General features: G+C 58.4%; 25 protein-coding genes. 13 read left to right on the forward strand and 12 right to left on the reverse strand.

Going from position 1 to position 26,077, the window contains the following annotated elements:
- Window position 1 precedes the first annotated feature (1 nt).
- The 3 genes from FEM03_RS02975 to FEM03_RS02985 all read left to right on the forward strand — a co-directional run bounded on the left by FEM03_RS02975 (window position 2) and on the right by FEM03_RS02985 (window position 2,133).
- Window positions 2–307: a type II toxin-antitoxin system RelE/ParE family toxin gene (locus FEM03_RS02975; protein WP_206170834.1), complete on the forward strand. Its 306-nt coding sequence runs from the start codon at window positions 2–4 to the stop codon at window positions 305–307.
- 47 nt (window positions 308–354) lie between these two features.
- Window positions 355–1,170, forward strand: a complete 816-nt coding sequence (locus FEM03_RS02980; RefSeq protein ID WP_138084691.1) for a thiazole synthase — start codon at window positions 355–357, stop codon at window positions 1,168–1,170.
- Between the two features lie 87 nt (window positions 1,171–1,257).
- Window positions 1,258–2,133, forward strand: a complete 876-nt coding sequence (locus tag FEM03_RS02985) for a sugar phosphate isomerase/epimerase family protein (RefSeq protein ID WP_138084692.1) — start codon at window positions 1,258–1,260, stop codon at window positions 2,131–2,133.
- Between the two features lie 20 nt (window positions 2,134–2,153).
- Here FEM03_RS02985 and FEM03_RS02990 read toward each other — a convergent pair whose 3' ends face one another.
- The 3 genes from FEM03_RS02990 to atzF are packed head-to-tail and all read right to left on the reverse strand — an operon-like array spanning window position 2,154 to window position 5,569.
- A complete protein-coding gene (locus FEM03_RS02990) occupies window positions 2,154–3,782 on the reverse strand; it encodes an FAD-dependent oxidoreductase (RefSeq protein ID WP_138084693.1) in 1,629 nt (542 codons plus the stop codon).
- A 39-nt stretch (window positions 3,783–3,821) separates the two neighbouring features.
- A complete protein-coding gene (locus FEM03_RS24660; protein WP_206170835.1) occupies window positions 3,822–4,226 on the reverse strand; it encodes an allophanate hydrolase-related protein in 405 nt (134 codons plus the stop codon).
- Window positions 4,223–5,569 (reverse strand): allophanate hydrolase, encoded by a 1,347-nt coding sequence (gene atzF, locus FEM03_RS02995; protein ID WP_206170837.1) that lies wholly within the window; start codon window positions 5,567–5,569, stop codon window positions 4,223–4,225. The genes FEM03_RS24660 and atzF overlap by 4 nt, the downstream gene beginning before the upstream one ends.
- 207 nt (window positions 5,570–5,776) lie before the next feature.
- On the opposite strand from atzF, the gene FEM03_RS03000 reads away from it, so the two are divergent.
- Window positions 5,777–6,808: an OmpA family protein gene (locus FEM03_RS03000; RefSeq protein WP_138084694.1), complete on the forward strand. Its 1,032-nt coding sequence runs from the start codon at window positions 5,777–5,779 to the stop codon at window positions 6,806–6,808.
- 76 nt (window positions 6,809–6,884) lie between these two features.
- The gene (locus tag FEM03_RS03005; RefSeq protein WP_138084695.1) at window positions 6,885–7,577 is read left to right on the forward strand and encodes a histidine phosphatase family protein; all 693 of its coding nucleotides are present in this window, start codon (window positions 6,885–6,887) and stop codon (window positions 7,575–7,577) included.
- 61 nt (window positions 7,578–7,638) lie between these two features.
- Here the strand turns inward: FEM03_RS03005 and FEM03_RS03010 are convergent, their stop codons facing one another.
- The gene (locus FEM03_RS03010; RefSeq protein WP_138084696.1) at window positions 7,639–8,124 is read right to left on the reverse strand and encodes a VOC family protein; all 486 of its coding nucleotides are present in this window, start codon (window positions 8,122–8,124) and stop codon (window positions 7,639–7,641) included.
- A 4-nt stretch (window positions 8,125–8,128) separates the two neighbouring features.
- Window positions 8,129–8,770: an MOSC domain-containing protein gene (locus tag FEM03_RS03015; protein WP_138084697.1), complete on the reverse strand. Its 642-nt coding sequence runs from the start codon at window positions 8,768–8,770 to the stop codon at window positions 8,129–8,131.
- 63 nt (window positions 8,771–8,833) lie between these two features.
- On the opposite strand from FEM03_RS03015, the gene FEM03_RS03020 reads away from it, so the two are divergent.
- Genes FEM03_RS03020 through FEM03_RS03035 form a run of 4 tightly spaced genes read left to right on the forward strand, consistent with a single transcriptional unit; the run spans window position 8,834 to window position 14,119 of the window.
- The gene (locus tag FEM03_RS03020; RefSeq protein ID WP_138084698.1) at window positions 8,834–9,523 is read left to right on the forward strand and encodes a hypothetical protein; all 690 of its coding nucleotides are present in this window, start codon (window positions 8,834–8,836) and stop codon (window positions 9,521–9,523) included.
- Window positions 9,520–11,652: a hypothetical protein gene (locus FEM03_RS03025; protein ID WP_138084699.1), complete on the forward strand. Its 2,133-nt coding sequence runs from the start codon at window positions 9,520–9,522 to the stop codon at window positions 11,650–11,652. The genes FEM03_RS03020 and FEM03_RS03025 overlap by 4 nt, the downstream gene beginning before the upstream one ends.
- Window positions 11,640–13,496 (forward strand): FtsK/SpoIIIE domain-containing protein, encoded by a 1,857-nt coding sequence (locus FEM03_RS03030; RefSeq protein ID WP_138084700.1) that lies wholly within the window; start codon window positions 11,640–11,642, stop codon window positions 13,494–13,496. The genes FEM03_RS03025 and FEM03_RS03030 overlap by 13 nt, the downstream gene beginning before the upstream one ends.
- A gap of 14 nt (window positions 13,497–13,510) precedes the next feature.
- Window positions 13,511–14,119, forward strand: coding sequence for an alpha-ketoglutarate-dependent dioxygenase AlkB family protein (locus FEM03_RS03035; protein ID WP_138084701.1), 609 nt, complete (start codon window positions 13,511–13,513; stop codon window positions 14,117–14,119).
- A 77-nt stretch (window positions 14,120–14,196) separates the two neighbouring features.
- On the opposite strand, the gene FEM03_RS03040 is transcribed toward FEM03_RS03035, so the two are convergent.
- Window positions 14,197–15,768: a sodium:solute symporter family protein gene (locus tag FEM03_RS03040; protein WP_138084702.1), complete on the reverse strand. Its 1,572-nt coding sequence runs from the start codon at window positions 15,766–15,768 to the stop codon at window positions 14,197–14,199.
- Window positions 15,769–15,834: 66 nt separating this feature from the next.
- Window positions 15,835–16,068, reverse strand: coding sequence for a hypothetical protein (locus FEM03_RS03045; RefSeq protein WP_138084703.1), 234 nt, complete (start codon window positions 16,066–16,068; stop codon window positions 15,835–15,837).
- A 156-nt stretch (window positions 16,069–16,224) separates the two neighbouring features.
- Here FEM03_RS03045 and FEM03_RS03050 point away from each other — a divergent pair, with 156 nt between their 5' ends.
- The 4 genes from FEM03_RS03050 to FEM03_RS03065 all read left to right on the forward strand — a co-directional run bounded on the left by FEM03_RS03050 (window position 16,225) and on the right by FEM03_RS03065 (window position 20,014).
- A complete protein-coding gene (locus FEM03_RS03050; protein WP_138084704.1) occupies window positions 16,225–17,511 on the forward strand; it encodes a sulfatase family protein in 1,287 nt (428 codons plus the stop codon).
- 132 nt (window positions 17,512–17,643) lie between these two features.
- Window positions 17,644–18,183: an NADPH-dependent FMN reductase gene (locus FEM03_RS03055; RefSeq protein ID WP_138084705.1), complete on the forward strand. Its 540-nt coding sequence runs from the start codon at window positions 17,644–17,646 to the stop codon at window positions 18,181–18,183.
- Between the two features lie 179 nt (window positions 18,184–18,362).
- A complete protein-coding gene (locus FEM03_RS03060) occupies window positions 18,363–19,340 on the forward strand; it encodes a ring-cleaving dioxygenase (protein WP_138084706.1) in 978 nt (325 codons plus the stop codon).
- 20 nt (window positions 19,341–19,360) lie between these two features.
- Window positions 19,361–20,014, forward strand: coding sequence for an alpha/beta hydrolase (locus FEM03_RS03065; RefSeq protein ID WP_138084707.1), 654 nt, complete (start codon window positions 19,361–19,363; stop codon window positions 20,012–20,014).
- Between the two features lie 97 nt (window positions 20,015–20,111).
- Here FEM03_RS03065 and FEM03_RS03070 read toward each other — a convergent pair whose 3' ends face one another.
- The 5 genes from FEM03_RS03070 to FEM03_RS03090 all read right to left on the reverse strand — a co-directional run bounded on the left by FEM03_RS03070 (window position 20,112) and on the right by FEM03_RS03090 (window position 25,851).
- The gene (locus tag FEM03_RS03070) at window positions 20,112–22,640 is read right to left on the reverse strand and encodes a protein kinase domain-containing protein (RefSeq protein ID WP_138084708.1); all 2,529 of its coding nucleotides are present in this window, start codon (window positions 22,638–22,640) and stop codon (window positions 20,112–20,114) included.
- 140 nt (window positions 22,641–22,780) lie between these two features.
- On the reverse strand, window positions 22,781–23,584 hold the full coding sequence (locus FEM03_RS03075; protein ID WP_166442586.1) for a peptidylprolyl isomerase: 804 nt from the start codon (window positions 23,582–23,584) through the stop codon (window positions 22,781–22,783).
- Between the two features lie 90 nt (window positions 23,585–23,674).
- Window positions 23,675–24,040 (reverse strand): hypothetical protein, encoded by a 366-nt coding sequence (locus FEM03_RS03080; protein WP_138084710.1) that lies wholly within the window; start codon window positions 24,038–24,040, stop codon window positions 23,675–23,677.
- A complete protein-coding gene (gene ygfZ, locus FEM03_RS03085) occupies window positions 24,037–24,942 on the reverse strand; it encodes a CAF17-like 4Fe-4S cluster assembly/insertion protein YgfZ (protein ID WP_138084711.1) in 906 nt (301 codons plus the stop codon). The genes FEM03_RS03080 and ygfZ overlap by 4 nt, the downstream gene beginning before the upstream one ends.
- Window positions 24,943–24,990: 48 nt before the next feature.
- On the reverse strand, window positions 24,991–25,851 hold the full coding sequence (locus FEM03_RS03090) for an NAD(P)-dependent oxidoreductase (RefSeq protein WP_138084712.1): 861 nt from the start codon (window positions 25,849–25,851) through the stop codon (window positions 24,991–24,993).
- Window positions 25,852–26,077: the final 226 nt, after the last annotated feature.

A 26,077-nucleotide genomic window follows, 5' to 3' on the forward strand; every position in this document is an offset into this window, starting at 1 on the left:
GGTGGAGCTTGGCAATGGTGCCAAGCGGGATTTGTTTGAAGCTTCTACTTTTTGGGAGCTTCAAGAGTCTGGCTTGGGGGACCGCTTTTATGATGAAATGAGTCTTGAGATTCTTTCTCTGGAGATCCTTTCTGGTTTGCACCCTGAAAGAAACGGGGTGTTTAGAATGCGGGTGGGTGGCAAGTTCCCTTATTATGCGGTTTTTTATCGGATCGAGGTGGAGAATGTGCTTGTGTTGGCGGTGATTGATCAAAGGCGTGATCCGGCATGGGTGCGGGCTTTTCTTTCCCGACGATTGAGGGAGTGATGGATTCGTGCTTTCCTGAAGCGGCGTTTGCAGTAGGTTTCGGGTCCATGTCACTTTCTTCATCCTCGACACCTTTGATCATTGCCGGCCGTGAAATTCGTTCGCGGTTGATGCTTGGAACGGGCAAATTTTCTTCGGGTCCATTGATGCACGATGCGCTGGAGGCGAGTGGGGCGGAGATCGTGACGGTGGCGCTGCGCCGGGCGGATTTGAGTGGGAAGAAGGATCCGTTTGCGAATATTTTGGAGTTCATTCCTGCGGACAAGTATCTGCTTTTGCCGAATACCAGCGGAGCGATGAACGCGCAGGAAGCGGTTCGGTTGGCGAGGCTGGCGGTGGCGGCGGGTTTGCCGAATTGGGTGAAACTGGAGATTCATCCTGATCCCCGTTATTTGCTGCCTGATCCGATCGAGACGTTGGCGGCGGCGGAGATTTTGGTGAAGGAGGGGTTTGTGGTGCTGCCTTATATCAATGCGGATCCGGTGTTGGCGAAGCGGTTGCAGGATGTGGGGGTGGCGACGGTGATGCCTTTGGGATCGCCAATTGGATCTCATCAAGGGATCACGACGAGACGGCAGATTGAGATCATCATTGAGCAGGCCACGGTGCCGGTGGTGGTGGATGCGGGGATTGGGGTGCCGAGTCACGCGGCGGAGGCTTTCGAGATGGGGGCGGATGCGGTGCTTGTAAATACGGCGATTGCCATCGCGAGTGATCCGGTGCGCATGGCACTGGCGTTTAAGGCGGCGGTGGAGGCGGGTCGGGCGGCTTATGAAATTGGTGTGGCCGGTGCCAGTGCGCTGGCGAGTGCCACGAGTCCGCTGGCGGGGATTTTTGCGGGAGCGCAGGACTTTGAGGGGTAGATCCACCGTGGGCCTTGTCCTGATCGGGCAGGGAATTTTCATGGAAGGAAACTTGCTGTGAGAGGGAAGTCCGTTCACAATCGGTGCATGAATCGCCGCTATTTTGTTCGTTCTGTTGTTGCCAGTGTTCTTGCTTCTGTTCCTGCGAGTCGTTTGCTGGCGCTGGAGGCAGGGAAGCAGTATGTGGGAGACATTGGGCTGCAGCTTTATACCTTGCGGGATCCGTTGAAGGCGGATTTGATGGGGACCTTGAAAGCGGTGGCGGAGGCGGGTTACAAGCAGGTGGAGTTGTTTGGATTTCCTGATGCGGAGGCGCTGTTAAAGGGCGCGAAGGACGTGGGGTTGAAGGTGAACTCTTCGCATTTTCAGTGGGACTCGGCGGTTAGTCCGAAAGATGATTCGTTCTCGGATTTCTTGAAGATTGTGGAGAAGGCGAAAGAGGCGGGATTGACGCATTTGGTGGTGCCGTATTTGCAGGATCAGTATCGGGACTCGCTGGATGCTTATAAAAAAGTGGCGGAGAATCTGAACAAGGCGGCGGTGAAGGCGAAGGAGGCGGGGGTTGTGTTGTCGTATCACAATCATGCGTTTGAGTTCAAGCCGTTTGAAGGCGGGAAGACGGGGTTTGATGTGTTTGTCGAGGAGTTCGATGCCGCGCAGTTTGAGCTGGATTTGTTTTGGGTGAAGGTCGGGGGATTGGAGCCTGCGGAGTTGATTGGGAAGCTGGCGGGACGGGTGTCGCAGGTTCACCTGAAGGATTTGAAAGAGGGAATTGAGGTGCCGAATTTTGGCAGTCTGCCGAAGGATGCGTTCAAGGAGTTGGGCAATGGGGTGATCGCCACGGAACCCCTGCTGGCGGCGGCGGAGAAGGCCGGGGTGAAGCATGCGCACGTGGAGCAGGATCAGTCGCCTGATCCGGTGGCGAGCGTGAAGGAGAGCATCAAGTATCTGAAGACACTGTAAGTTTTCGGTGGGCCAAAAGCTTACTGGGACTTTTTCCATTCGAGCACCTGGCCGCGTTGCAGAAGTCGTTTCTGCAACGTGGCGATGTCGATGGACTGGACGGGTTTGGATTCTTTGACGGATTGGGCGGCGGCGACGCCGGCGGATTCACCGAGGACGGCGAAGACGGGCTCCATACGGGCGGATGCATAGGCAATGTGGGTGGCGCTGAAACAGACGGGGACAAGGAGGTTGGTGCATTGCTCGGGTTTGGGGGTGATGGATCGATAAGGAACCGGATAGGGGGTGCCGGTGCCTTTGGCGCCGCCGATGAACATGTTGCCTTCGGTGGCGACTCCGATCTGGCCGGTTTCGGGGTGTTTGGCGACATAACGTCGGGCGGGATAGGTGTCGACTCCGTAGAGGGCGAGGCCGACGCTGTCAGGTTCGTTGGTTTGATTGAGAACGTCGGCGTGGGTGAGTTGATAGGGGGCGTGCATGCGGCGGGTGATGCGCACGTAGAGCTGGTGGGGCCAGCCGTTGGTATCGGGATGGGTGTCGCGTTTGAGACCGAGCTGGGCGGTTTGATTACGGAAGGTTTCGGGGACGCGGGGGTCGGTGGACATGAAGTGGTGGAGGCCGGCGAGGTAGTCGCGATGGGCACGCCAGATTTCCGATTTTTTCGCGTAATCGCCGTCCTGATAATAACGGCTGAGGCCGAGAGGGGCCATGGTGATGAGGGAATTGCGCTGGTAGTTGTATTCACCGGAGTTCATCCAGCCGGGGAAAATGGCACGGAGGCGTTCGGTGAGTTTTTTAGGGTCGTCGGCGTGTTGTTTTTTGAGGTGCTCGATGAAACGACCGACGAGTTCGAATTGGGCGCGGGTGTAGTTTGTTGGGACGCCGAATTCGGCGCGATTGGCGGGGTCGTTGGTGGTGTAGAAGCGGAAGTTGTAGGCCTGGGTGTAGTCGTCGCCGGAGCCGAGAGGTTTGCCGTGATCGGGATCGACGAGCGGAACGAGGCCGCTGGTGGGATCGCCGGGGCTGAGGTAGGGATCGATGGGGGTCCAGTTGGTGGGGGGACCGACACCGGCGGGTTGCTCGTTGAACTCGGAGGAAGCTTCACGGCCAGTGGAGTAGGTAACGCCGGATTTGGCCATGAGGTCGCCTTCATACGAGGCGTCGATGAAGATGGTGGCGGTGATAGTTTTTTCTTCTGAGCCGGGGAGGGCTTGCGGGATGGGGATACCTTCGTGGTCGGGCGGGGCGTGTTCGAGGGTGATGGAGGTGATTTTGGTGCCGTCTTTGGTGGCGGATTGGATGCGGTGTTCGCGGATCAGATCGATTTTTTCGTCGGTGAGCCATTGTTCGAAGTCGCGTCGGAGCAGGCTGGGGAAGTTGGCGAAGGTGAAGATTTTGGATTGGGTGAGGCCGCCGACGGCGCGGGGTTCGGGGCAGTCTTGTTTAGTTTTGATGCCGGCTCCGAGGATGCCGCCGACCCAGCGGGAGGGTTCGATGAGGATGACGGAGGCGCCTTCCTGTTTGGCGGCGATGGCGGCGGTGATGCCAGCGGGAGTGGCGCCGTAGACGCAGACATCGACGACGACGGGAGTGGCCGCCGTGAGGGAATAGGCGGTGAGGAAGGGGAGGAGGAGAAGGAAGCGGCGCATGACGTGGGAGGTAACTACGTCATGGGCGATGGGGTTTGTTCAAGGAGTGCGGTCGGATGCCAGCCAGTTGCGCCAGCCGCCGAAGGAGGTGATGTCTTGGGCGGTTTCGGCGGCGATGGCTTCACAGATGAATCCGCAGACGGTGGTGCCGTCGGGAAGTGACACGCGGCCGAGTCCGAGGGGGGCGGCGATGGCTTCGAGAAAGTTGCCGAAGTTTTCGGCGGGCATTTGCCAGATTTCCATGGCGATGGCGGCACCTCCGGCGGAGACGCGGATCATGCCGGGGCGCGGTGGGATGCCGGGTTTGAGAGGCGGGAGATGGTAGAGCCGGTAGACGGAGGCGGAGAGGGTTTCTTCGACGAATTCGGCGTTGCGTTCAAGAAGTTGATGATTGAGGGCGAGGCCGCGCATGTGGGCTCCGCAGACGGCGAGTTTGATCATCATTGGAGAGGAGTTTGGGCGTGGAAGGCGCTCGCTAGGACGGCGAGTTTGCGGTCGGTAAAGGCGGGGGCGAAGAAGGTGACGCCCCAGGGCATGCCGCTGTCTTCGAGAAATCCTGCGGGCACGGCCCAGGCGGCCAGATCAAGGAGGTTCATGTAGTTGGTGTAGCGACCGAGGTTGGAGTTGAGTTCCACGGGGTTGTTGAGGACTTCTTCGACGGTGTAGTGGGTGCCGGCGGTGGGGGTGATGATGGCGTCAACTTCAGTCCAGGCGACTTCGCTGGCGCGGCGCAGTTCGGCGAGTTTGTATTGGGCGCGGAAGGCGTCGACGGCGGTGCCTTTGATGCCACCGCTGATGATTTTATAGGTGGTGGGATGCAGGGCTTCGGGTTGGGTGGTGATGAGGTCCTCGATCCCGGCGTAACGTTCCGCAACCCAGGGGCCTTCGTAAAGGAGCAGGGCGGCGTCGAGGAAGGGCTGCAGGTCCACTTCCTTGGTGGCGATGCCCATCGTTTTGAGGCGCTCGATGCTTTGGTCGAAGAGGGCGGCGGCGGCGCTGTTGCCGAAGAATTCGAGCTGGTCGGCGCGGGGGATGCCGACGATTAAATCGGTGACCGATTTGCTGGCGATGGGGATATCGGGGCGGGCGTAGGCGTCGGCGGGATCGAAGGTTGAAGCAACTTCGTAGACTTTGAGGGCGTCGTCGGTGGTGAGGGCGAAGATGGAGATGCAGTCGAGGGTTTTGCAGGCGGGGACGAGGCCGGTGTTGCTGAGCACGCCGCGGGTGGGTTTCATGCCAACGAGGTTGTTGAGAGATGCGGGGATGCGGCCGGAGCCGGCGGTGTCGGTGCCGAGGGCGAAGCTGCACAGGCCATTGGCCAGGGCGACGGCGGAACCGGAGCTGGAGCCACCGGGGACGTATTTTCCGTCGTAGGCATTTTTGGGAATGCCGTAGGGAGAGCGCACGCCGACGAGGCCGGTGGCGAATTGATCGAGGTTGGTTTTGCCCAGCGGTATGGCTCCAGCGGCGATCAGTTGTTCGACGACAAAAGCGGACTTCTCGGCAGTGTATTCAAAAGCGGGACAGGCGCAGGTGGTGGGTTCACCGGCTTGGTCGATATTGTCTTTGATGACGAAGGGGATGCCGTATAGGGGAAGGGCGGCAGGGGTCAGGTGTTCCAAGTGTCGCAGAAAGGCATCGACTTTGTCCCAAGTGGGACGGCTGATGAAGATGGCGGGATCAGAGGATTCGATTTCCTGCCATAGTTTTTCGATGATTTCTCGCGGAGTGGTGCTGCCGGATTTATAGGCCTGGAGCAGGGAATCGATGCGAAGGGAGGTGGACATGAAGTTTGGAGTTGAGCAGATGTCGTGCTAAGTGACGGCATCGTGGCGAGATGTTCGGATGGTGCGAGGATTTTTTGGCGGATACCGGGGAGGAGTAAGAAGGAGGGAGGGTGAGTGTCACAAGGGGGGTGAATTCAATGTTGCTTGTCACAAGGATCGACTCGTCCTACAACCAATGAGCGAAGAAAGTGTGCTTCATTTAATTCTATGAAAATCTCGTGGTGCTTGGTGATGGGTCCGTTGCTTGCAATGGCGTTGGTGGGCGGCTCTAAAGGGGCTGAGGATGTGCCGGGTTCGGCGGATCATGCGTTGCTTAAGCGGGTGACGGGGTCGCACATCATGTGGTTCAACAAGGAGAAGTTTGACGAGTTGACGGTGGCTTTGCAGCGGGTGGAGTTTGACTACGACAAGCAGGTGATGAAGCCGACGAAGAGGGAAAAGCACGAGGGGGCTTTGACGACAGCCTATTACAAATTGCCGGGAGATACCTCGACTTTGGAGGTGGTGAGACAGTATGAGGCGGAGTTGAAGCCGGCGGGTTTTGAGGTGTTGTGGACGGCTTCGAATGACGAGTTGGATGACGGATATGGCCGGTTCATTGAAAGTATTTATCCGGTGATCGGCAAGACGGATGGATTGAACATGATGCATGAGTTTAACAAGGAAGAGCGTCGTTATTCGGTGCTGAAGGGAGCGGACAAGGCGGGCAATACCGTGTTTGTGGCGTTGTATGCTTTTGTGATCAATGATGACAGCGGCACCGGGTTTGCGAAGTTGCAGGAGGACAACCATTTGAAGAAGGGCGACACGATTGTGCGTGTGGACGTGCTGGAGACCAAAGCCATGGAGGCGCGAATGACGGTGGTGAAGGCGGCGGAGATTACGGATTCGATGGCGACCACGGGTCGGATCGCGATTTACGGGGTGTATTTTGACACGGACAAGGCGGTGGTGAAGTCCGAGTCGGCTCCGTCACTGGTGGAAATGGCCAAGGCGATCAAGTCGGCGAAAGGCAAGGTCTTGATTGTGGGTCACACCGACAATGAAGGGGGCATGGAATACAACCAGGAGTTGTCGCAGCGTCGTGCGGCGGCGGTGATGAAGGCGCTGGTGTTGGAGCACGGGGTGGGCGCTGAGAAGATGATGTCGGTGGGGGTGGGGCTGGCGGCACCGGTGGCTCCGAATACGGATGAGGCCGGGCGGGCGAAGAACCGTCGGGTGGAAATGGTGGCGCTCTGAGTGGTGAATTGTGGGTAGTGGTTGATGCGGGGGTGACATGGAGTTATTAAAGTGATGGTTTTACTTCTTTAATTTTATGTCGCTGACCCGCATTTATTTGATTCGCCATGGAGCCACGGTTTTAACCGCGGAGGACCGCTTTGCCGGGGCGACGGATGTGGAGTTGTCCGATGAGGGCAGGCATCAGGTGGGGACTTTGTCGGAGCGGCTGGCGGGACTGAAGGTGGCCGCAGTGTATGCTTCGCCGTTGGGGAGGACGATGGAGTCAGCTTCGATTTTGGCGAAGCCGCATGGACTGGAGGTTCAGGCGCGTGAGGGGTTGAAGGAGATCTCCCATGGGCGCTGGGAGAGGATGACGCGGCATGAGGTGGAGGAGGCGTTTCCGGATGAGGCGGCGGCTTGGGATGAAGATCCGTTTACCTTCGCGCCAGAGGGTGGCGAGAGCGGGCTGGCGGTGACGGCGCGAGCCTTGCCGGCGTTGATCGAGATTGTGCGGGATCACGAAGGCGAGGCGGTGATCGTAGTGTCGCACAAGGCGACGATCCGGTTGTTGTTGAGCTCGTTGCTGGGGTTTGATCCGAGGAGGTATCGGGACAATCTTGATCAGGATCCGGCGGGATTGAACATCGTGGATTTTAAAGATCCGGTGCGGGCGCGGTTAATTCTTTTCAATGACACGGCGCATTACTCAGATGCGTGCCTGATGAAGCCGGAGACGGCGGAATTGCGATTGTCCAAGTGGTGGAACAACCCTATCAAGAAAGGCTAAAGGATAAGGGCTAAAGGATAAAGGCCTGAGACTGAATGGAGAATTGTTAGGTCGCGTTGAGTCACTCTTGAGTGGCTTCGGCGAGGAGGGCGCGGAGGTCGAGGGGATGGGTAAACATGGTGAGGCTTCCGTCGGGATTTTGTGGCCACTTCTCTTGAGGGAGATCCCAGTAGAGTTCGATGCCATTTTGATCGGGATCGGCCAGATAGATGGCGTGGCTGACACCGTGGTCGGAGGCACCTTGAAGGGGGATGCCGGCTTTGATGACGCGCTGGACGGCGTTGGCGAGGTCGGCGCGGGTGGGATAGAGGATGGCGACGTGGAAGAGGCCAGTGCTGTTGGGTGGGGGTGGCTGGCCTCCGGCGCTTTCCCAGGTGTTGATGACGATGTGATGATGATAACCACCGGCAGAGAGGAAGACGGCGCTGTTGCCGTAGCGGGTGGTGATGTCGAAGCCTAGCACGCCTTGGTAGAATTTTAGGGAGCGGTCGATGTCGGCCACTTTAAGGTGGACGTGGCCGATGCGAGTCTTTGCAGGAATGGACATGTGATTAGGGCTTTTGAAGGCGGGCTTCGATGGCTTTGCGGAAGAGGGGGGAGAGGGCTTCGATTTGAAGGGATTTTTCGAGGTCGTCGCGGGTGCCTTCGTGGAATTTGTAGAGTCCGAGGACGGTGCGAACGGTCATGGCGTTCGGATCGCGCTGGATGATTTCGATGGGGTCGCCGACGGTGATGGTGCCAGGTTGGAGGACTTGATAATAGAGTCCGCTGTGGCCGCTTTCGAGAAAGGGTTTGAGTATTTCGGTGCTGCCGATTTTGTGCGCGAACTTGGAGCAGGGGAGCCGGCAGCTGGTGACCTGGAGGACAACGCTGCCCATGCGGTGGATGTCGCCGACGAAGACCTCGGTTTCGAGGAGGCCGGAGGTGGTGAGATTTTCGCCGAAGGTGCCATGATGAAGGTGATCGCGATGCAGGAATTGTTGCCAGTGGGGGTAGTGTTCGATGGCGTAGCTGTAGACGGCTTGATGGGGCCCGCCGTGAACGGTGAGGTCGGCCTGGGCGTCACCTTCGAGGCCGAGAGTATGGACGGCAACGGGATCGAAGACGGGTTCTTTGTAGATGCCGGTGGGGGCGTCTTTGCCGTTGATGTTGACGGTCTTGACGAGGGATCGGTTGATGGAGAGAACTTGCATGGCCGGGCGGGGTGGCGGGGATTGGTCCTTGACGGGATTAGTTCATCCGCCCACCAATGTGGCATGAATGTGGATGGCAAACAACGGGAACGGTTGCTCGCGAAGTTTCGTGGCAAGGTGTCTTTGACGAAGAGTGGGGTTGGCACGTCGAAAGGGGTGCTTGAGACGTTGAGGGAGCTGATGGAGAAAGGCGAGGTGGTGAAGTTGGGAACGCATTATTTTTTGGCGGGATCGGCCCCGACGATGGAACGCGAAAAGTTGCGGCTGGACAGGATGTTGCGGGGGACGCACAAGTTGTTCAAGGGGGGCGCTTTGCGATTGTTGCCGAAGGTGAATCTGCCAAGCACGCGGGCGGCGCTGGATGCGTTGGTGGACGAGCGGGTGGTGTTGAGGTTGGAGATTTTGAAGGACAAAAAGGCGGGGTTTCTTTATCTGCATAGTTGCCATGCATCGGCTGGAGTTGCGGGAGATATGGGGGAAGATTTGGGCGGAAGGATTCGGAGGGCCTATGGGTCACTGGTGAAGCAGTCGGCCAATCTTTCGGTCTTTATTGCAGATCTTGCGGTGGAGGCAGGATTGGAGACAAAAGTGTTGCAGGAATGGTTGCAAACGATGGTGGTTGAGCGAGGGCTTGGCACGCTTGATGAGGGGGATTGGTCGTATGCCTCCGAAGCGCAGCGAGCGGCGGCGATGGTGTTTCGTGACCGTCGCCGGCTCTATGTGCGGCTGCATGAGGAAGACCGTTTATCATGAATCCTTTTGGTCGAGATATTGTCAAAAATCCCCGAGATCATCCGGTGACGGTGCGCACGTTGAACCTGGAGGTTTTGGACGGACTGGTGGCGGCGTTTGCACCGTTGGTGAGTGCGCCGTTGCCGCGTGAACCGCTGGCGGCGGGAAAGGCGCAATTGGTGTTGTCGCCCGCACCTGGGTATGGGAAGAGTCACTTGATTGCGCGTTTGTATGAGTCGCTGGGCAAAGAGGTGAATGTGGTGGGGTTTAGTCCATTTCAGTCGGTGAGCTTGTGCTGGCAGTCGCTGTTGTTGCAGATGGTGAAGGAGATGAATGGTCCGGTGGAGGGCGAGGATTTTGGCAGGACGAGGCTGACGATGTGGGCGGAGAGTTTGGTGCGGTTGCTGGTCGCGGAGGCGTTGCGCGAGGGGTTGTTGCCGCATCCAGAGGCACCGATCGCGGAGCGTTGGGTGATGGAGCATTTGACGATTGGTCTAGAGGGGGATGAGGGGGGATGGAATCCGTGGTTGCATGAGTCTTTTTTTAAAGTGTGCCGTCCGGTGTGGCGGCGACTGCTGGCGCGGCGCGGGGTGTCGATGGAAGATGATGCGTGGTTGCTGGTGTTGTTTCATTATGCGTCCAGTGCGCCGTTTTCGGACAAACAGCAGCATTGTCTGGCGTGGTTGCGGGGGCAGAGTTTGGAGGAGGACGCACTGGCGGAGCTAGGGCTGGGTGCGTCACATGGTCGGGAGGCGGGGAGTGTGGATGCGTTGAACGAGTTGTGTCGTCGGAAGGTTCATGAGTGGTGTGGACTGGCGGCGTTTTATCGTCCGTTCTTGTTTTGTTTTGATCAGACGGAGGTTTATGCGCAGGACGACCGTCTGGCGAAAACGTTCGGTCGCGTGATCGCGGAACTGGTGGGAGAAGTGCCGCATCACTTGACGGTGGTGACGGCGAACCAGGCGGTGTGGGAGTCGAAGTTGCGTCCGGCGATGGATGTGGCGGATCAGCACCGGTTTCAGTTGTCGCAGGTGTTGCGCGGATTGGATCGTCGTGAGGGGGAGGAGTTAATTCGTTTACTGATCGTGGAACAGGCAGATCAACGTGAGGCGTGTGGGCGGGTGACGGATGGGGAGTGGTTGTCGGGGTTGTTTCCAATGCCGGGGAGCAACATTCCTGCGCGTGAGTTTTTGCATCTTTGTCAGCGACGTTGGGAGGGAGGTGAGGTGAAGGGTCCGCAAAAGCTGGTGGTCTCGGTGAAGGTGGATCTGTCGGAGCGTTTCAACAGTTTGCGTGTGGAGTTTGCCGCGAATCCGCGTTTGCAGGAGTATGATCCGGACGTGTTTCGCTGGCTGGCGGAGGTGGGGTTGGTGCGTGGTCAGGATTTGGGATGCGTGCGGGTGGATCATCCGCATGGTTATGTGGAAATGAAGTGGCATGTGCCGGGGGAGGCGGTGGTGCGTTTCGGGTTTGCGCATGCGGTGTCGGATGATCACCGGGTGTGGAAGTCGCTGGCGATGTTTGCGCGGCAGATGAAGGAGCAGGACGGGGAGCCGGTGTCGAAGCTGGTGTTGTTTCGTCCGCCGCCACAGCAGCGTTGTGCGATCCCGAAGTCAACCTGGGTGGTGAATGGTCAGTTGATTGCTGAAGCGCGTCGTGATTGTTTGCAGTTGTTCGATCTGACGGCGGATGAGACGGCGGAGTTGTATGCGGCGCGCAAGCTGTATCTCGATGCGGAGGCCGGGGATCTGGAAGGCATGGGCGGTGCGGAGGTGATGGAGTTTTTGACCAAGCAACTGGCGTATTGGCGCACGCGATTGCTGGAAGTGGCGAAGGTTGATGTTGGAGACGTTAAGCAGGAGGCTCCGAGGCTGGTCGAAGTGGTGAAGGTGCAGCCGGAGGTGAAAACAGACAGGGCGGCGAAGGGGCGGTTGCCATTTGGTCGTAGGAATGCGGGTCAGCCGATGCCGCAGTTGGAGCAGCGGGTGCGGAGTTTTGTGAGGGACGAGCGGTTTGTCAGCCTCGAAGCACTGGTGGGTCATCTTGGTGCGGAGGTATCGACGGAGCAGGCGCTTGCGTGTTGTGAGGGACTCGGCGAGGTGCAGACGGAACGGTTGGAAAATTGCACGATTTTGATATGGCAAGGATAAACGTGAGTCAGCTCAAGCAGGCGTGTGTGGATCGCGGATGGTTGGACCGCTGGTTGGATGATCCGGCCACGCCGGTTCCGATGCCCATGACTCCTGCGGGTGGGATACCGGTGAACGGACGTTTGTTTCATCAATTGGTGGCGGGATTGGTGCAGAAGCTGTGTGTGCCTGATGCGTCGGCGCCATTGTTGGCGTTGCGCAGTCGGGAGCAGATTTGGGCGCTGCTTTGGGATGAACTGGCGGCGGCGAAGGTTCAGGCGTTGGTGCGGAGTCAGTCAGCGGAGGCGGCCTTGCATCTGGCAGAGGCGTTGAAGGCGTGGTGTCAGCGGCTCGCGGAATTGCGGGCGAACTGTCCCAATTTTAAGAGCTGGCGGAGTGCGTTGTTGACGCATGAGTTTGACTTGAAACGGGTGGCGATTCAGGTGTCGGATGGCGGGGTGGTGGAGGTGAGCGGTCGGCCTGATTCCGTGCAGGTGGACCCGGTGCATGGGATTGTGGTGGTGGACTACAAACTTTCCCGTGGCAGCAATGGCACGTTGGATCTGCTGCAACTGGCGATCTATGCGAGGATGTTGCGATTGGCGAAGCCGGGACTCAATTTTGCGGGTCTGCTGGAGTATTATGAACCTGGGTTGCATCTGGTGCCGAAGACGGAGGCGCAGTTGAATGCGATCTTTGAGCATGAGGTGCAACCGGTGTTGGACCGAATTGCGGGACATGAAAAATTGATGTCGAAGTTGAAATCGGTGCAGGTCGGTCACGAGGCGGTGCGGCTGTCCTGGCAGCCGAAGGCGGAGCCGGATCTCGGTCGGGATATTGAGAAGGCTTATAATTCCTTTAAAGTGCCGGTGCAGGTGATGGGACGTGTGGAGGCGCCGCAACTGGTGCGGTATTTGATTAGGCCGGGACTGGGGATCAGCTTTGCCAAATTGCGTAGCAATGCGGTGAATTTGAAGATCCAACTGGGCCTGCACGCGGAGCCGCTGGTGATGCCCGGGTCGGGACATGTCATCTTTGATGTGGTGAAGGAGAAGCCTGACACCGTTTGGTGGCAGGATGAGGTGCAACGGGCGGAACTGACGGCTCATGCAAGCCCGCTTGCGCTGGCGCTAGGGGTTGACATCAACAACCGGCTGATTCTCGCGGACCTATGTGATTCGAACACGGCGCATGCGTTGATTGGTGGTTCGAGCGGCAGTGGAAAGAGCGAGTTGTTGAAGTCATTGGTGGCGACACTGGTGAAGCGCAACCGGCCGGAGACGTTGCAGTTAACGTTGATTGATCCGAAACTGCTGACCTTTGGTGGCATTGTGGAAAATGCCTATCTCACGGGTCCGATTTTGCGGGACATTGAGGAGTCGTTGGCCTGTCTGCATCTGGCGGTGGAAGATATGGAGCGGCGATATGAAATCCTGTTGGCGGAAAATCATACCCGACTTGGTGATCGCATTGCTCAGGGGAAGACCGACCTTCCGTTCAGGGTGATCATTTTTGATGAGTTTGCGGATTTGATCAATAGTGGTCGTGAAGAGAAGAAGGAGTTTGAGCGGCTGACGAAGCGGCTGTCGGCGAAGGGTCGCGCGGCCGGGGTGCATCTGATCATTGCCACGCAGCGGCCGGACAAGGATGTGGTGACCGGGCAGTTGAAGGCGAATCTTCCAATGAAGATTTGTCTGCGGGTGACCAATGCGGTGAACTCACAAATTTTGTTGGATGAACCGGGGGCGGAACATCTGTTGGGTCGGGGGGATTTCTTAAGTCAGACAGGTTCAACGCCGGTGCGTGGCCAGTCGTTGTTCATCCCGCAGAAGGAATTTTTGGAGTTGTTTGCCGACAAGATTTGAGGAGAGTGGTTGCGATGAGCGGAGATCTGTTTGGTGCGGCGGATTACAGTGTGAATCTTTTACCTTCTGATGGAGAGGTGAACTATCATGGGCCAATTTTTGGAGTGGATGAATGTGGACGGTTGTTTGAAAAGCTATTGGCCGAAGTTGCATGGCGGCATGATGAAGCGGTGATGTTTGGCAAACGGATTGTGACGGCGCGCAAGGTGGCTTGGTATGGCAATGAGGGGTTCAAATATACTTATTCGGGAACGACAAAGGAGGCGCTGCCGTGGTCGGACACGTTGAGGGAGATAAAGGCGAAGGTGGAGACGTTGAGCGGGGCGAAGTTCAACTCGTGTCTGTTGAATTTGTATCATCATGGCGAGGAGGGAATGGGCTGGCACAGTGATGATGAGAAGGAGCTGGCGCGGGATGCTGCCATTGCATCGGTAAGTTTGGGGGCGGCGCGGAAGTTTTGTTTCAAGCACAAGCAGAGTGGCGAGCGTGTGGACGTGGGGTTGGAGAATGGGAGTTTGCTGGTGATGCTCGGGGCGACGCAGCGGTATTGGTTGCATCGGTTGCCACCGTCGAAGCGGGTGAAGGGGGCGCGTATCAACCTGACGTTTCGGTTGATGGCATAGTTTGAAGCAAGCCAAATGGGAGGTTGATGAAGCCCCCTGTGCGGAGATCCGGCAGGCTGCGCGGCCCGGTTTTTGAGCTACTTCCCAGGGAAGAAGCGGGCGACGGTTGCCTTGGTGGGGGGGCGGGTGAGCAGGGAGACGATGACGAGGGAGAGGGCGGACAAACCGGTGATGATGGCGACGGGCATCATGCCGAAGATGAGGAGCTCGTCGGCACCAGGGGGTTTGGTGGCGATCATGTCGCGGTAGAACAGGATGCACCAGGTGATGGCGGTGACGAGGACGGCGGCGATGGCTCCTGCGGCGGTGGTGCGTTTCCAGTAAACGGCTCCAAAGACGATGGGGAAGAGGGCGGAGAAGCCGGTGAAGCACCAGACGCCGAGGTCGAAGACGTGGGCGCTGTCCTTGAGCCACATGGCGAGGGCATAAGTGACGGCGACGATGAGGAGGATGAAGGCGCGGCCGATGAAGATCTTTTGGGCATCCGTGTAGGGGCGTTTGGAGACGCGCAGGACGATGTCGGTGGTGAACATGGTGCCGAGACAGACGAATTGGGAGTCGAGACTGGACATGATGGCAGCGAGCACGCCGGCGGCGACAAGGCCGGAGAGGACGGGGGAATGAACGAGTTCATTGACCATGCGTCCGAGCACCATGTTGGGGTTTTGGCCGGGGCCGAGGGGGCCGAGGAAGCCGGCGGCCCACATGCCGATGAGGATGCAGGGGACCCAGACGATCATGATGAAGATCGGGTGGGCGACGACGGTGAGGCGGAAGCTTTTGGCGGAGCGGGCGGTGAGCCAGTGCTGAAAAAGGTGGGGGAACATGCCTACGGAAAGGGGGATCATGCAGTAGGTGAAAAACTGCAGGTGGCCCATGTTGCCTTCGCGGGCGAGGCGGGGGCTGGCGAAGTCGCTGTCGACGACCATCTGGGTGGCGGCGGAGAGTCCGCCGAGGCGCTGGCTGATGAGGTAGAAGGCGATGATGCCGCTGCCCATGAAGACGACGGTTTGAAAAGCGTTGGCCCAGACGGCACCGCGCAGGCCGCCGAGAAAGACGTAGAAGAGGACGACGAGGCAGATGAGGAGGCCGCCCCACTCAGCGGGGAAACTGCCATTGAGGGGGTGGGGTTTGCTGCTGCCGTCGGGCAGGATGAGGTCGGCGATGGGAAACATTTCCGGAAACATGCCGGCGGTGGCACCTTGAAGAAATTTACCCGCGGAGATGACGCCAACAAGAAGGTAGGGGATGACGAGAAGGACGAGGATGGGGAAGAGGAGATAGGCGAGGCGTGGAGATTCGAAACGTTCGCGGAAATATTCGCATTGGGTGAGGTAGCCGTATTTTTTGCCGACGGCCCAGAGTCGGATGCCGATGAGAAAGAAGACGGCGCTGTGGACAAGGCCGGACCAGGAGGCCATCATGCCATACACGCCAATGCCGGTGGAATAGGCTTTGCCGGTGGAGCCAACAAGGGCGAAGCCGGTCATGGTGGTGCCGAAGATGGAGAGGAGCAGGAGGATGGGGCCGACATTGCGGCTGACGACGAAGAAGTCGGCGCTGGTGCCTTTGGAGAAGCTGCGGCTGATAAGGCCGAGGGCGATGAGGAGTCCGAAATAACCGAGGATGATCCAGAAGGTGATGGGCATGACGGAAAGGATAAAGGCTAAAGGATAAGGGCTAAAGGATAAGGGCTAAAGGAATGCGGAAATTAATCAGGACTTTTTGTCGCTGGCTGGGACAGGCTCATCGGCCCAGGCTTCGATTTCGCTGGGCCAGGCATGGCGGATGGCGAAGAGCCAGAGCGAACCGGCGGCGATGGAGAAGCCAATGTGCCAGGCGAGGCTGATGGGAAGAAATCCGAGGACGATGCTGCCGTCATTCCACCACCAGAAGTCGTGGTGAAGAGCGAAAAGAAGCCAGAAGATGATCCAGGTGAGCTTGCGCATGAGGAGGAATAGATTGGGAGGGAGGGAAGGTTACGCGGCGGGACGGGGCTTTCTTGACAAGATTGAACATTACTGCCACTGGATGGGGTCAATTGGACAGGTTTTTTTGGTAAGTTGCGGGTCACTGGCTTCGTTGAAGGACAGTTTATGGTGAGAATGTTACGAAATTTTTTGATGGCGTTGGTGGGCGGTCTTGGGTGGGTTCTGTCTGCCGGGGCTGAGTCTCCGCCGAATGTGGTGCTGATTGTATCGGATGACCATCATTGGGGGGACTATGGATTCATGGGGCACGAGGTGGTGAAGACGCCGCATCTGGACAGGCTGGCCGCGCAGAGTGTGACGTATCCGCGTGGGTATGTGCCATCCAGTTTGTGCTGTCCGAGTCTGGCAACGATCATCTCGGGGTTGTATCCGCATCAAAACTTTATCACCAGCAATGATCCGCCGGTGGTGGGGGGGAAGAAGCGCAGGGATTTGAAGGATCCGGCGTTTGTGGCGGGGCGGGAGCGGTTCAATGAGCACATGGACAAGCTGGCGACTTTGCCGAGGTTGCTCGGGGCGAAAGGGTATTTGAGTTTCCAGACGGGCAAGTGGTGGCAGGGGGATTTTACGCGCGGGGGTTTTACGCATGGGATGACGAAGGGGTCGCGCCATGGGGACGAGGGATTAAAAATTGGTCGCGAGGGGATGCAGCCGGTGGTGGATTTCGTGGATCATGCGATGGCGGAGAAGAAGCCGTTCTTGGTGTGGTATGCGCCGTTGTTGCCGCATGATCCGCACACGCCGCCAGAGCGCTTGCTGGAGAAGTATCGGGACAAAACGCCGTCGATTCATGTGGCGCGTTATTGGGCGATGGTGGAGTGGTTTGATGAGACCTGCGGGGAGCTGATGCAGTTGTTGGAGGATCGCAAGGTGGCGGAGAATACGCTGGTGATTTATGTGTGCGACAACGGCTGGATCCAGAGTGAGGACAAGAAGGTTTTTGCGCCGAGATCGAAGCAGAGTCAGTATGACGGAGGATTGCGGACGCCGATCATGGTGCGTTGGTTGGGCAAGGTGGAGCCGCGCAAAAGTGAGGCGGTGGTGAGTTCGATTGACATTGCCCCGACCGTGTTGAAGGCGCTGGGGATCCCGGTGGTCGAAGGGATGCAGGGGGTGGATTTGCTGGATGAAGCGGCGGTGGCGTCGCGCAAGACGGTGTTTGGGGAGATCTTTACGCATGACTCGCAGGATTTGGAGGTGCCTGGGGCGAGCTTGCGGTGGCGGTGGGTGATTGATGGTGATGACAAATTGATTGTGCCCGATGCGAGGAATGAGCCGGATGCGGTGGTCGAACTCTACGATCTGGTGAAGGACGTGGATGAACGCAACAATTTGGAGGGGGAGAGACCTGAGAGGGTGAAGGAATTGACGGCGAAGCTGGATGCATGGTGGAAGCCATGAGGGGGGAGACCGACGGAACGTCGGTGGACCGAAGAGCTTGGACTGACGGGCTCTTTGCCGACGACAAGTCGGCGGTCCATGGGTCGGTGGTCGAAAGCTTGTGTCGGGAGCGTGGGTGAGGTATGGATGGGGATGATCAAGATCCTCGGTATCTCGGGCAGTTTGCGTAGGGGCTCCATCAACACGGCATTGTTGCAGGCGATGGTGGAGGCGGGTGGAGATGAAGTTTCGGTGGAGGTGAAGACGTTGCATGGCATCCCGCTTTATGATGGGGATGTCGAGGAGGCGGAGGGCATTCCTGCGGCGGTGAGTAAGCTGGCGGAAGCGATGCGTGCGGTGGATGGGGTGATCTTTTCGACGCCGGAATACAACAACTCGATTCCCGGGGTGATGAAGAATGCGGTGGACTGGTTGTCGCGATTGGATGACGACGTTTTTGCGGGCAAGCCGGTGGCTTTGGTGGGAGCTTCACCGGGGGGATTTGGGACGATTCTTGCACAGGATGCGTGGCTGCCGGTGTTCAGGACTTTGGGAGTGAAGTTCTGGGCAGAGGGCAGGTTGCTGGTGTCGAAGGCGGGTGGGGTGTTTGATGAAAATGGCAAGATGGTGGATGAGCGGATGAAGAAGAAGGTGGGGGAGTTTGTGGAGGGGTTTGCGAAGTTTTTGGTCTGAGGGGTTTTGGGGCTTAACCACAGATAAACACAGATGGGAATGCTAATTGGGAAGGCTGTATTGAGACTATCTGTGTTCATCTGTGGTTTTCAAAAATGACAGGCAACTAAAGGTTTGAGGCATGCTCAGGTTGATTACAAAGCATTATTCATGGGGATGGTTGATGGCATGATGAGCACATGAAAACAGACACCCAACCGACACTTAATGGATTGCATCACGTCACGGCGGTGACGGCGAAGGCCAAAGAAAATGTGGGTTTTTACACCCGTGTGCTGGGCATGCGCATGGTGAAGAAAACGGTGAACCAAGACGATGTCTCGGCTTATCATTTGTTTTATGCGGATGCGCTTGGCAGTGCGGGCACTGACTTGACGTTCTTTGATTGGGCGGGCATTCGCACGGCTCAGAATGGCGCTGGCACGGTGAGCGAAACGGCTTTGCGCGTGCTCGGTGGTGAGGAGTCACTTAATCGCTGGACGAAGTGGTTTGAGGAACAAAAAGTATCGTATGGTCGCATTGAAGAGCGGTCGGGTTTGCCGACGCTTTCGTTCCGCGATGGTGAGGGTCAACGTTTGCGTTTGATTGCGGAATCGCGTGAAGCGACAGAGGGAGAGTTTCATCCTTGGGTTGGAAGTCCTGTGCCTATCGAGTCGGCGATTGTCGGCCTTGGGGCGGTGAATTTGACGGTGCGTGATGCGGATGAGACGATTGCGTTTTTGACGGACGTTTTGGGATTCCGTGAACGGGCAGGCGATGCTGGTGTTTTTGAAACCGGTAGCGGCGGGGTGGGCTCTTTGGTTCGTGTTGAAGGATCCACTTATCATGGATCACAGGGCGCGGGCGGGGTTCACCATGTGGCGTGGAGGGTGGAAAATGTGGAGCAGTTGCTCGACTGGCAGCGGCATCTGCAAAACCATGGACTTGGCACCTCAGGCAAAGTGGACCGTCACTATTTCCAATCGCTGTATTTTAGAATTCCTGGCGGGATCTTGTTTGAGATCGCCACGGATGGACCTGGGTTTGCGGCGGATGGCGAAGATCCAGAACACCTTGGTGAGAAGCTGGCATTGCCGCCGTTTCTTGAGCCAAGTCGGACGCGCATTGAGGCGGGGCTTGCGCCTTTGGATTATCAACCTGCGAACCGGCAACCTTAACTTTAATTTCTGATTGGTGTATGAACACGACCACTGACACTTCGAATTTGGATTTTATCCATCGGTATGTGCCCGCAACGGATGCGGCGAACCCAACCACGCTGCTGCTGTTGCATGGCACGGGCGGGAATGAGCATGACCTGATTGAATTGGGCAAATCCCTGGCTCCAGGGGTTGGCTTGTTGAGCCCACGAGGGAAGGTTTCGGAGCATGGCATGCCGAGGTTTTTTCGTCGACTGGCGGAAGGGGTGTTTGATGAAGAGGATTTGATCAAACGCACGCATGAGCTAGCAGACTTTGTGGGTGCGGCGGCGAAAGTTTATGGGTTTGATCCCGACAAGGTCATCGCGCTGGGTTATTCGAACGGAGCGAATGTGGCGGCGAGCACGCTGCTGCTGAGACCCGGAGTGTTGAGCGGGGCGGTGCTGTTGAGGGGGATGGTGCCTTTGAAACCGGAGACGAAACCGGATTTGAAGAACGTGCCGGTGTTTCTCGCAGCGGGCGATCATGATCCGCTGATTCCTGCCGCGAATGTGGCGGAGTTGGGGCGGATGTTGACCGATGCGGGGGCGGAGGTGGAGTTGTGTCGGAGTGCCGCCGGGCATCAGTTGACGCAGGGGGATTTGCAGGCGGCCGCGCAGTGGTTGGGCAAAAAGGCGAAGAGCGGGGTTTGACTCACAGACCTCGACGCAATGGGGCAACCACGATGTGGTTGTCTCATTTTTCTGATGAGGAATGGGTTCAGCCGTTCCGGCACGATCCCGATCACAATCAATCCCCCGTCCGGGTTATGGCTGCTCCTTTGAGGTGCATGAGGATCTGGCCTTTAGGGATTTGTTGGGGGCGAATCCACAGGCGGTAGTAGCCGGGTTTGTCGAACTTGGCGCTGCCGACGGTGACGGTTTTGAAGGCAGATCCGCTGCCGGTCATTTCGACGGTTTTGCTGAAGCGCTCGGTGCCGAAGGTGAGCAGGTAACGTCCGGGCTGTCGGGAGTCGGAGGCCTGGCTGAGCTGGACTTCGTAGGTGCCGGGGCTTTCGAGTTTGATGAGCCAGTTGACGAGATCGCTGTTGCCGAACCAGTTGATGATGACGCCGGTTTTGAGGATGAGTGGTCCGGGGGTAAGTTCGGCCTTGTCGGGCGGAAGGATGGTAGCGGTGGAGGCGGGCGCGATGACGGTGGCTTTGGCCTGGGCGGCGGCGAGGAGTTTTAGGGCGCGATCAGCAACTCCGCGTCGGCGTGGAGCTTCGACGGCAAGTTTTCTGAAAAACTCCTGGCTGCTGGGACTGACAACGCGGCTGAGGGCATCCAGGATGGAGGTTTGTTCGCGGTTGTCCTTGGTGGCTGCGTGAGCGGTAATGAGGGCCTGGGCGATTTCTTCCTGGGGAAGGTTGCCGGAGAGGGGGGCGAGATTGCCGATGCTGGAGAAGGCGTTGCCGCGGATGAAAGGGTTTTTCTCTTCGCGGATGAAGTCGAGGAGGTTGAGGATGGGGACAGAGGTGGGCCAGTTGCCGAGGCCGATGGCGGCAGCGGTGCGAAGTTTGGGGTCGGCGGCTTTGAGGGCGTTGAGCAGGTCGGGAAGCGCGTCGTTGCTGCCGAGTTGACCGAGGGCGCGAATCACCGCGGACTGCTGGTCAGGTTTCAGCGTGTTGGCACGAAGAGTTTGAAGGAGCGGTTGGGAACGCTGGCCGAGTTCGGTCTGGGTGCGTGCGGCGCGAACGATGGCGTTTTCGGCGGCGCGCAGTTCTTCAGGTTCTTCACTGGTGAGCTGGTTGAGAAGATCGGGGAGTTGTTCGAAGGTGGCGAAGCGGGCAAGGGCGCTCCAAGTGGCGAGTCGGGTGGCAGGATGGGTGCTGGTTTTGAGCTGGTTGATCAGGGCGGGAACAGCATCACGGAGGTCGCGTTGGGCAATGGCCGAGGTGAGATGGAGTGAGGCTTCGGGAGATTGGGTTTTGCCGAGCTGGTCAATGATTTGGGGGTTGGATGCGTCGACGTTTTGGAGTTTGCCGAGCACCTTGCCGGCGGTTTCGCTAGTGGCGGGGTCTTCGAGCAAGCGGAAAAGAAGGGGGAGGTCCTTGGCGGTGCCGATGGGTTGATCCATGCTGGCGAGGGTGTCGAATCGGGAGCGGGCCTGGGAGGAAAGGATGAACTTGGTGGCGAAGAACAGAATGAGGATGGCTGCGAGTCCGGCGGGAACGCCGTGGGTGAGCCATTTTGGCAGGGACTTTTTGTTTTGCTGAAGGTGTTTGGGCGCGGAAGCGGCGGCGATGTTGACCGGCTTGGCGACGGGTTTCGGCATTTTTTTGCTGCCGAGTGCCTGGGTGGCGGTGGGTTTGGGGCGACGTGGTGCGCCGGGACGAAGCATCTGACTGGTGCTGCCACCGCTGGGAGTCGGGAAAATGCTGGGGACGGAGTCGGTGGCGACGAAGTTGGGTGCGGGGATGAAATCGGGCAGGGGAGCAGCGCTGATCGCGGGGGGGAACTTGCCTTCGGAAAAGATTTCAAAGGCATGGCTGACGTTGGCAGGACGATGGTCGGGGTCGCGGCTCATCAGCCACTCGACCCATTGCGGAATGAATTTCGGGAGGTCGGGGCGGAGTTGGGCGAGGGGAATGAAGCTGTGATAGAGGTGACTGGACATCACCTCGGGCGCGGTTTCTCCTTGGAAAGGATAGTTCTGGGTGAGGGCGAAATAATAAACGCAGCCGAGGGAGTAAAGGTCGGTGCGGATGTCGACCGGGGAGCGTTCGAACTGCTCGGGGGCCATGAAGAAGATGCTGCCCATGATGGAGCCGTCTTCGTCGGTTTCCTGGATGAGGGGTTGGTGGGAGATTTGAGAGAGGCCGAAGTCGAGAATCTTGATCTGGAACTTGCCGCTGGGCAGCCAGATGACCATGAAGTTTTGGGGTTTGATGTCGAGATGGATGAGCCCGGTGTTGTGGGCGGAGATCATGCCTTCCAGCGACTGCATGGCGAGATCGTGGAAGTCGTTTTGATTGAGGGCACCGCGCTCGATGATGTCTTCAAGGGTCTCCCCCTTGAGCAGTTCCATGACGATGTAGGCACCCTCCTCGTCGCGACCGACATCGAAGATGGTGACGATGTGGGGATGCTGGAGGGTGGAGAGGGTGCGCGCCTCGGTGAAGAGCTGTTCGGCCTGCTGGTCGGCTTCTTCGGGGCTGGAGGCGCGGACGCGTTTGAGGGCAACTTCACGGCGAAGATTGCGGTCGTAGGCTTTGTAGACGGTGCCCAGCCCGCCTTCTGCGATTTTGCCAAGGACTTCGTAGCGGGTTTGACTCATGCTCTTGGATAATGATGAAAGCGAACTAAGGGCGTGTTGGCGAGAAAAAAAGTCACCGGATTGTTGTCCGGTGACTTTTGGAAGAAAGGGTGGCTTACAGGGGGTTCATCTGTGGGCCACGAAAGGTTGAAGGGGAGGGCTTACCAGACGCGATCGAGGAATTTCTCAAACGGACCTTTGAGGGCGTCGGGCTTGGAGGTGCCGCGGCGTTTTGGGCCATCGCCGGTGTTGGTGAGTTTCACCACAGGACCTTTATGGTCGACGACTTTGATGTCGACGATTTCGATGCGCTCGATGGGGGCGTCATTGCTGTCGCGGATGGAGCGGGAGATTTTTTTCAGGACATCAAGGCCGACCACGACATCGCCGAAGACACTGTATTGACCGTTGAGGGAGGACATGTCGCCGACGGCGAAATAGAACTGGGTGCCGTTGGATTTGCGGTCGGGATTGACCTTGTCGCTGCGGCGCGCCATGGCGACGGAGCCGGTGGTGTGCGGGATTTTGAATTCACCGGGGATGGTGTATTCCTCGGAAAGGCCCCAGGAGTCGCGATTGTCATTGCTGCGGCTGGCAGGATCGCCGGTCTGCACAAGGTAGTCGGCGATGGTGCGGTGGAAGGCGAGGCCTTTGTAGGTGCCTTTGTCGACGTTTTGAATGAAGTTGGCGACGGTGCCCGGAGCTTTTTCGGGCTCAAGTTTGATGATGATCTGATGGGTGTCGCCAGCGAACTTGACGGTCATCACGGACAGCTTGTGAATTTCTTCAAGTGCAGCGCGCTGTTCCGGGGTGATGGTGGGCGCGGTGGCGGGTTTCAACGGCGAGGGAGTGGCTGTTGAGGTGGAGGTCGTCGTGGTCGTCGTCGTTTGGGCCTGGGTTTGGGCCTGAAGGAGGGCGGGGAGGACGGCTGCTGCCAGAATGGCGAGGCGGTGGCTGGTGCGCATCAGAGTCATGGGAGGATCGGTGGCGTTCTTTCTTAAGGTTGGGAGAATGAGAATGGAAAAGGGGACGAATGAAAGCAGAAATCGGGCAGATCAGCGCAGTTTTTGAAGGGTGGCTGGATCGACGGCGGGCTGTGGTGGAGGAGAGGAGGTGTCCTGGAGCGGTTCGGGTTCGGGGGCGAGCATGGGAGGAGCGGCAGCCGCAGGCGCGGGAGCCGGGCTATAGCTGGCAGGTTCGCTGCCGGCATCGTAAGGCGTCATGCGCGGCCGGACCTGACGTGGCTGAAGGCCCATCTGGCCGTCGATGCGCTCCATGTCTGAGACCGTGGGATTTCTGATGGTTTCGCCGCTGGCACCACCACCGCCGCCTGCGCCGGCACCTCCGCTGGTGGATTCGCAGGAGTTGAGCAACAAAAGTCCAAGGAAGGTGCTGCTGAGGCGCGCTAAGGTGCGGTTCATTGAGGAGGAAGTGGTTCGACTTGAATCGGAATTTCGATTTTAGACGCGGGATCGGTGACAAGCAATAGTGAATGCACGCCGTCCCACGCCTGTCGCACATACGCAAGGGCGACGAACTGGTCAAGCACAGGATGTTGTGCGATGCTGGTGATGACTCCGATGTTTTTGTGGGAGCCGTCCGGCTGGGATTGGGCGAGCTGCCAGGTCGAAGGAGATTCTGGAAGGGTGAGCCCGCTTTTGGGGACGCTGAAATGGAACAGCCGGTTGGGCATCTTGCCGGTGGTTTTGATGCGGGAGAGAATTTCCTGGCCGATGTAGCAGCCTTTGTGAAAGTCCATGGCGGTGGTTTCGAGCCCGGCTTCCTGGGGGAAGGCGTCGGGATTGAGTTCCTCCGGCCAGCGGGGGATGCCGCGCTGGATGCGTAGCTGGTTTGCCTGTTCGGGAGTGAGTTTGGGACCTGAGAATTCGGGGGTGGGGGCGTTTTTGGCAAGCCAGAGGTCGACGCCGGGAATGCCGAAGCGGTCGGAAAGGAGGATGCCTTCGGTTCCGGCTTTTGCCATGAAGGGTTCGGCGTCGGGGCCGAAGATGTGGAAGAGCTGCCAGTCGTCGGTGACGTCCTGGAGTTCGGCGTCGTCGGCGATGATGTAACGTTCGAGTCGGATGGCGAGGGATTCGCGCAGGCCGGATTCGGTGTCGAGCCAGAGTCCTTCAGCGCCGGATTGGGAGATGTGAATGCGCAGGTCGCCTTCGATGCGGCCTTTGAGATTGGTCACGCAGGCGTGTTGGGTTCGGTCGGCGGTGGCTTTGCGGACGTCGTTGGTGACCTGACCGTTGAGATAACGGACGCGGTCTTCTCCGGTGAGAAGAAACTTGGCGCGATCGGAGAGGTCGATGAGGGGCATTTCGAAAGGATAAAGGATAAGGGCTAAAGGATAAAGAATGAGGACCGATTATGGGGAGTCGAAGTTTTTGGCGACGACGGAGAAGTCGAGCTGGTCGTGGCCGTTTTTCGAGGCCTGGCTCATGGCGAGGGCGGTGGCGTCGAGGACGGGGGTGCGGAGGCTTTTGTCGCGGGCGAGATCCTGGGCGTAGCGGGCGTCTTTGAGCATGTTGGCGAGGGAAAAATGGGGATCGAAGTTGCCGGAGATCATGGCCGGGAGCTTCATGGTGATGACGGGGGAGCAGTTGGCGTTGGGAATCAGGGCTTCGAGAAGTTGCTCGGGGCTGACGCCGTGGGCTTTGGTGATGGCGAGGGCTTCGGCGAGGGCTTCAACGACGGAGGCGCTGATGAGGTTGGTGGCGATTTTAAGAACGGTGGCGTCGCCGGGGTTGGTGCCGAAGTGGAGGATCTTTTTGCTGCTGACTTCGAGGATCTTGCGGCATTTTTCGAGAACGATGTCTTCGCCGCCAATATAATAAACGAGTTCGCCGTTTTCAGCGGCCATCTTGCTGCCGGTGAAGGGGGCATCAAGGAAGCCGGCACCTTCTTTGATGGCGATGGCGGCGGCTGCTTTCATGGCATCGGGACTCACGGTGGAATGGACGAGGACGGTGTGCTGGACGTCGAGAACCGGGGCGAGTTCGGCCATGATGGACTTCAGGGCGTCGTCATCGCGAACGAAAATCTGGATGAAGTTGGCCACTTCGGCAATTTCACGAGGCGAGGCGAGGAAGTTCGGCTCGGGTTTGACGGTGCGGTTCCAGACGAAGACCTGGTGTTTTGCCTTGCGAAGACGTTCCGCGACGCGGCTGCCGATGATGCCAAGTCCAATGATCCCGACGTTGTTGCTTTTGCCATTGCTGCCAAACATGGTTCGATGGTAGGACGGGGTGGGGGAGGAGGCAAACGGGAAGTGGGCAGTGGGCAGTGGGCAGTGGGCAGTGGGCAGTCGGAAGTCGGAAGTCGGAAGTCGGAAGTCGGAAGTCGGAAGTCGGAAGTCGGAAGGCGGAAGGCGGAAGGCGGAAGGCGGAAGGCGGAAGGCGGAAGGCGGAAGGCGGAAGGGGCCGGTGGGATCGTCCTCGTCCTTGGATTCCCGG

The organism is Phragmitibacter flavus, assembly GCF_005780165.1.
GTDB classification, from domain to species: Bacteria; Verrucomicrobiota; Verrucomicrobiia; order Verrucomicrobiales; family Verrucomicrobiaceae; genus Phragmitibacter; species Phragmitibacter flavus.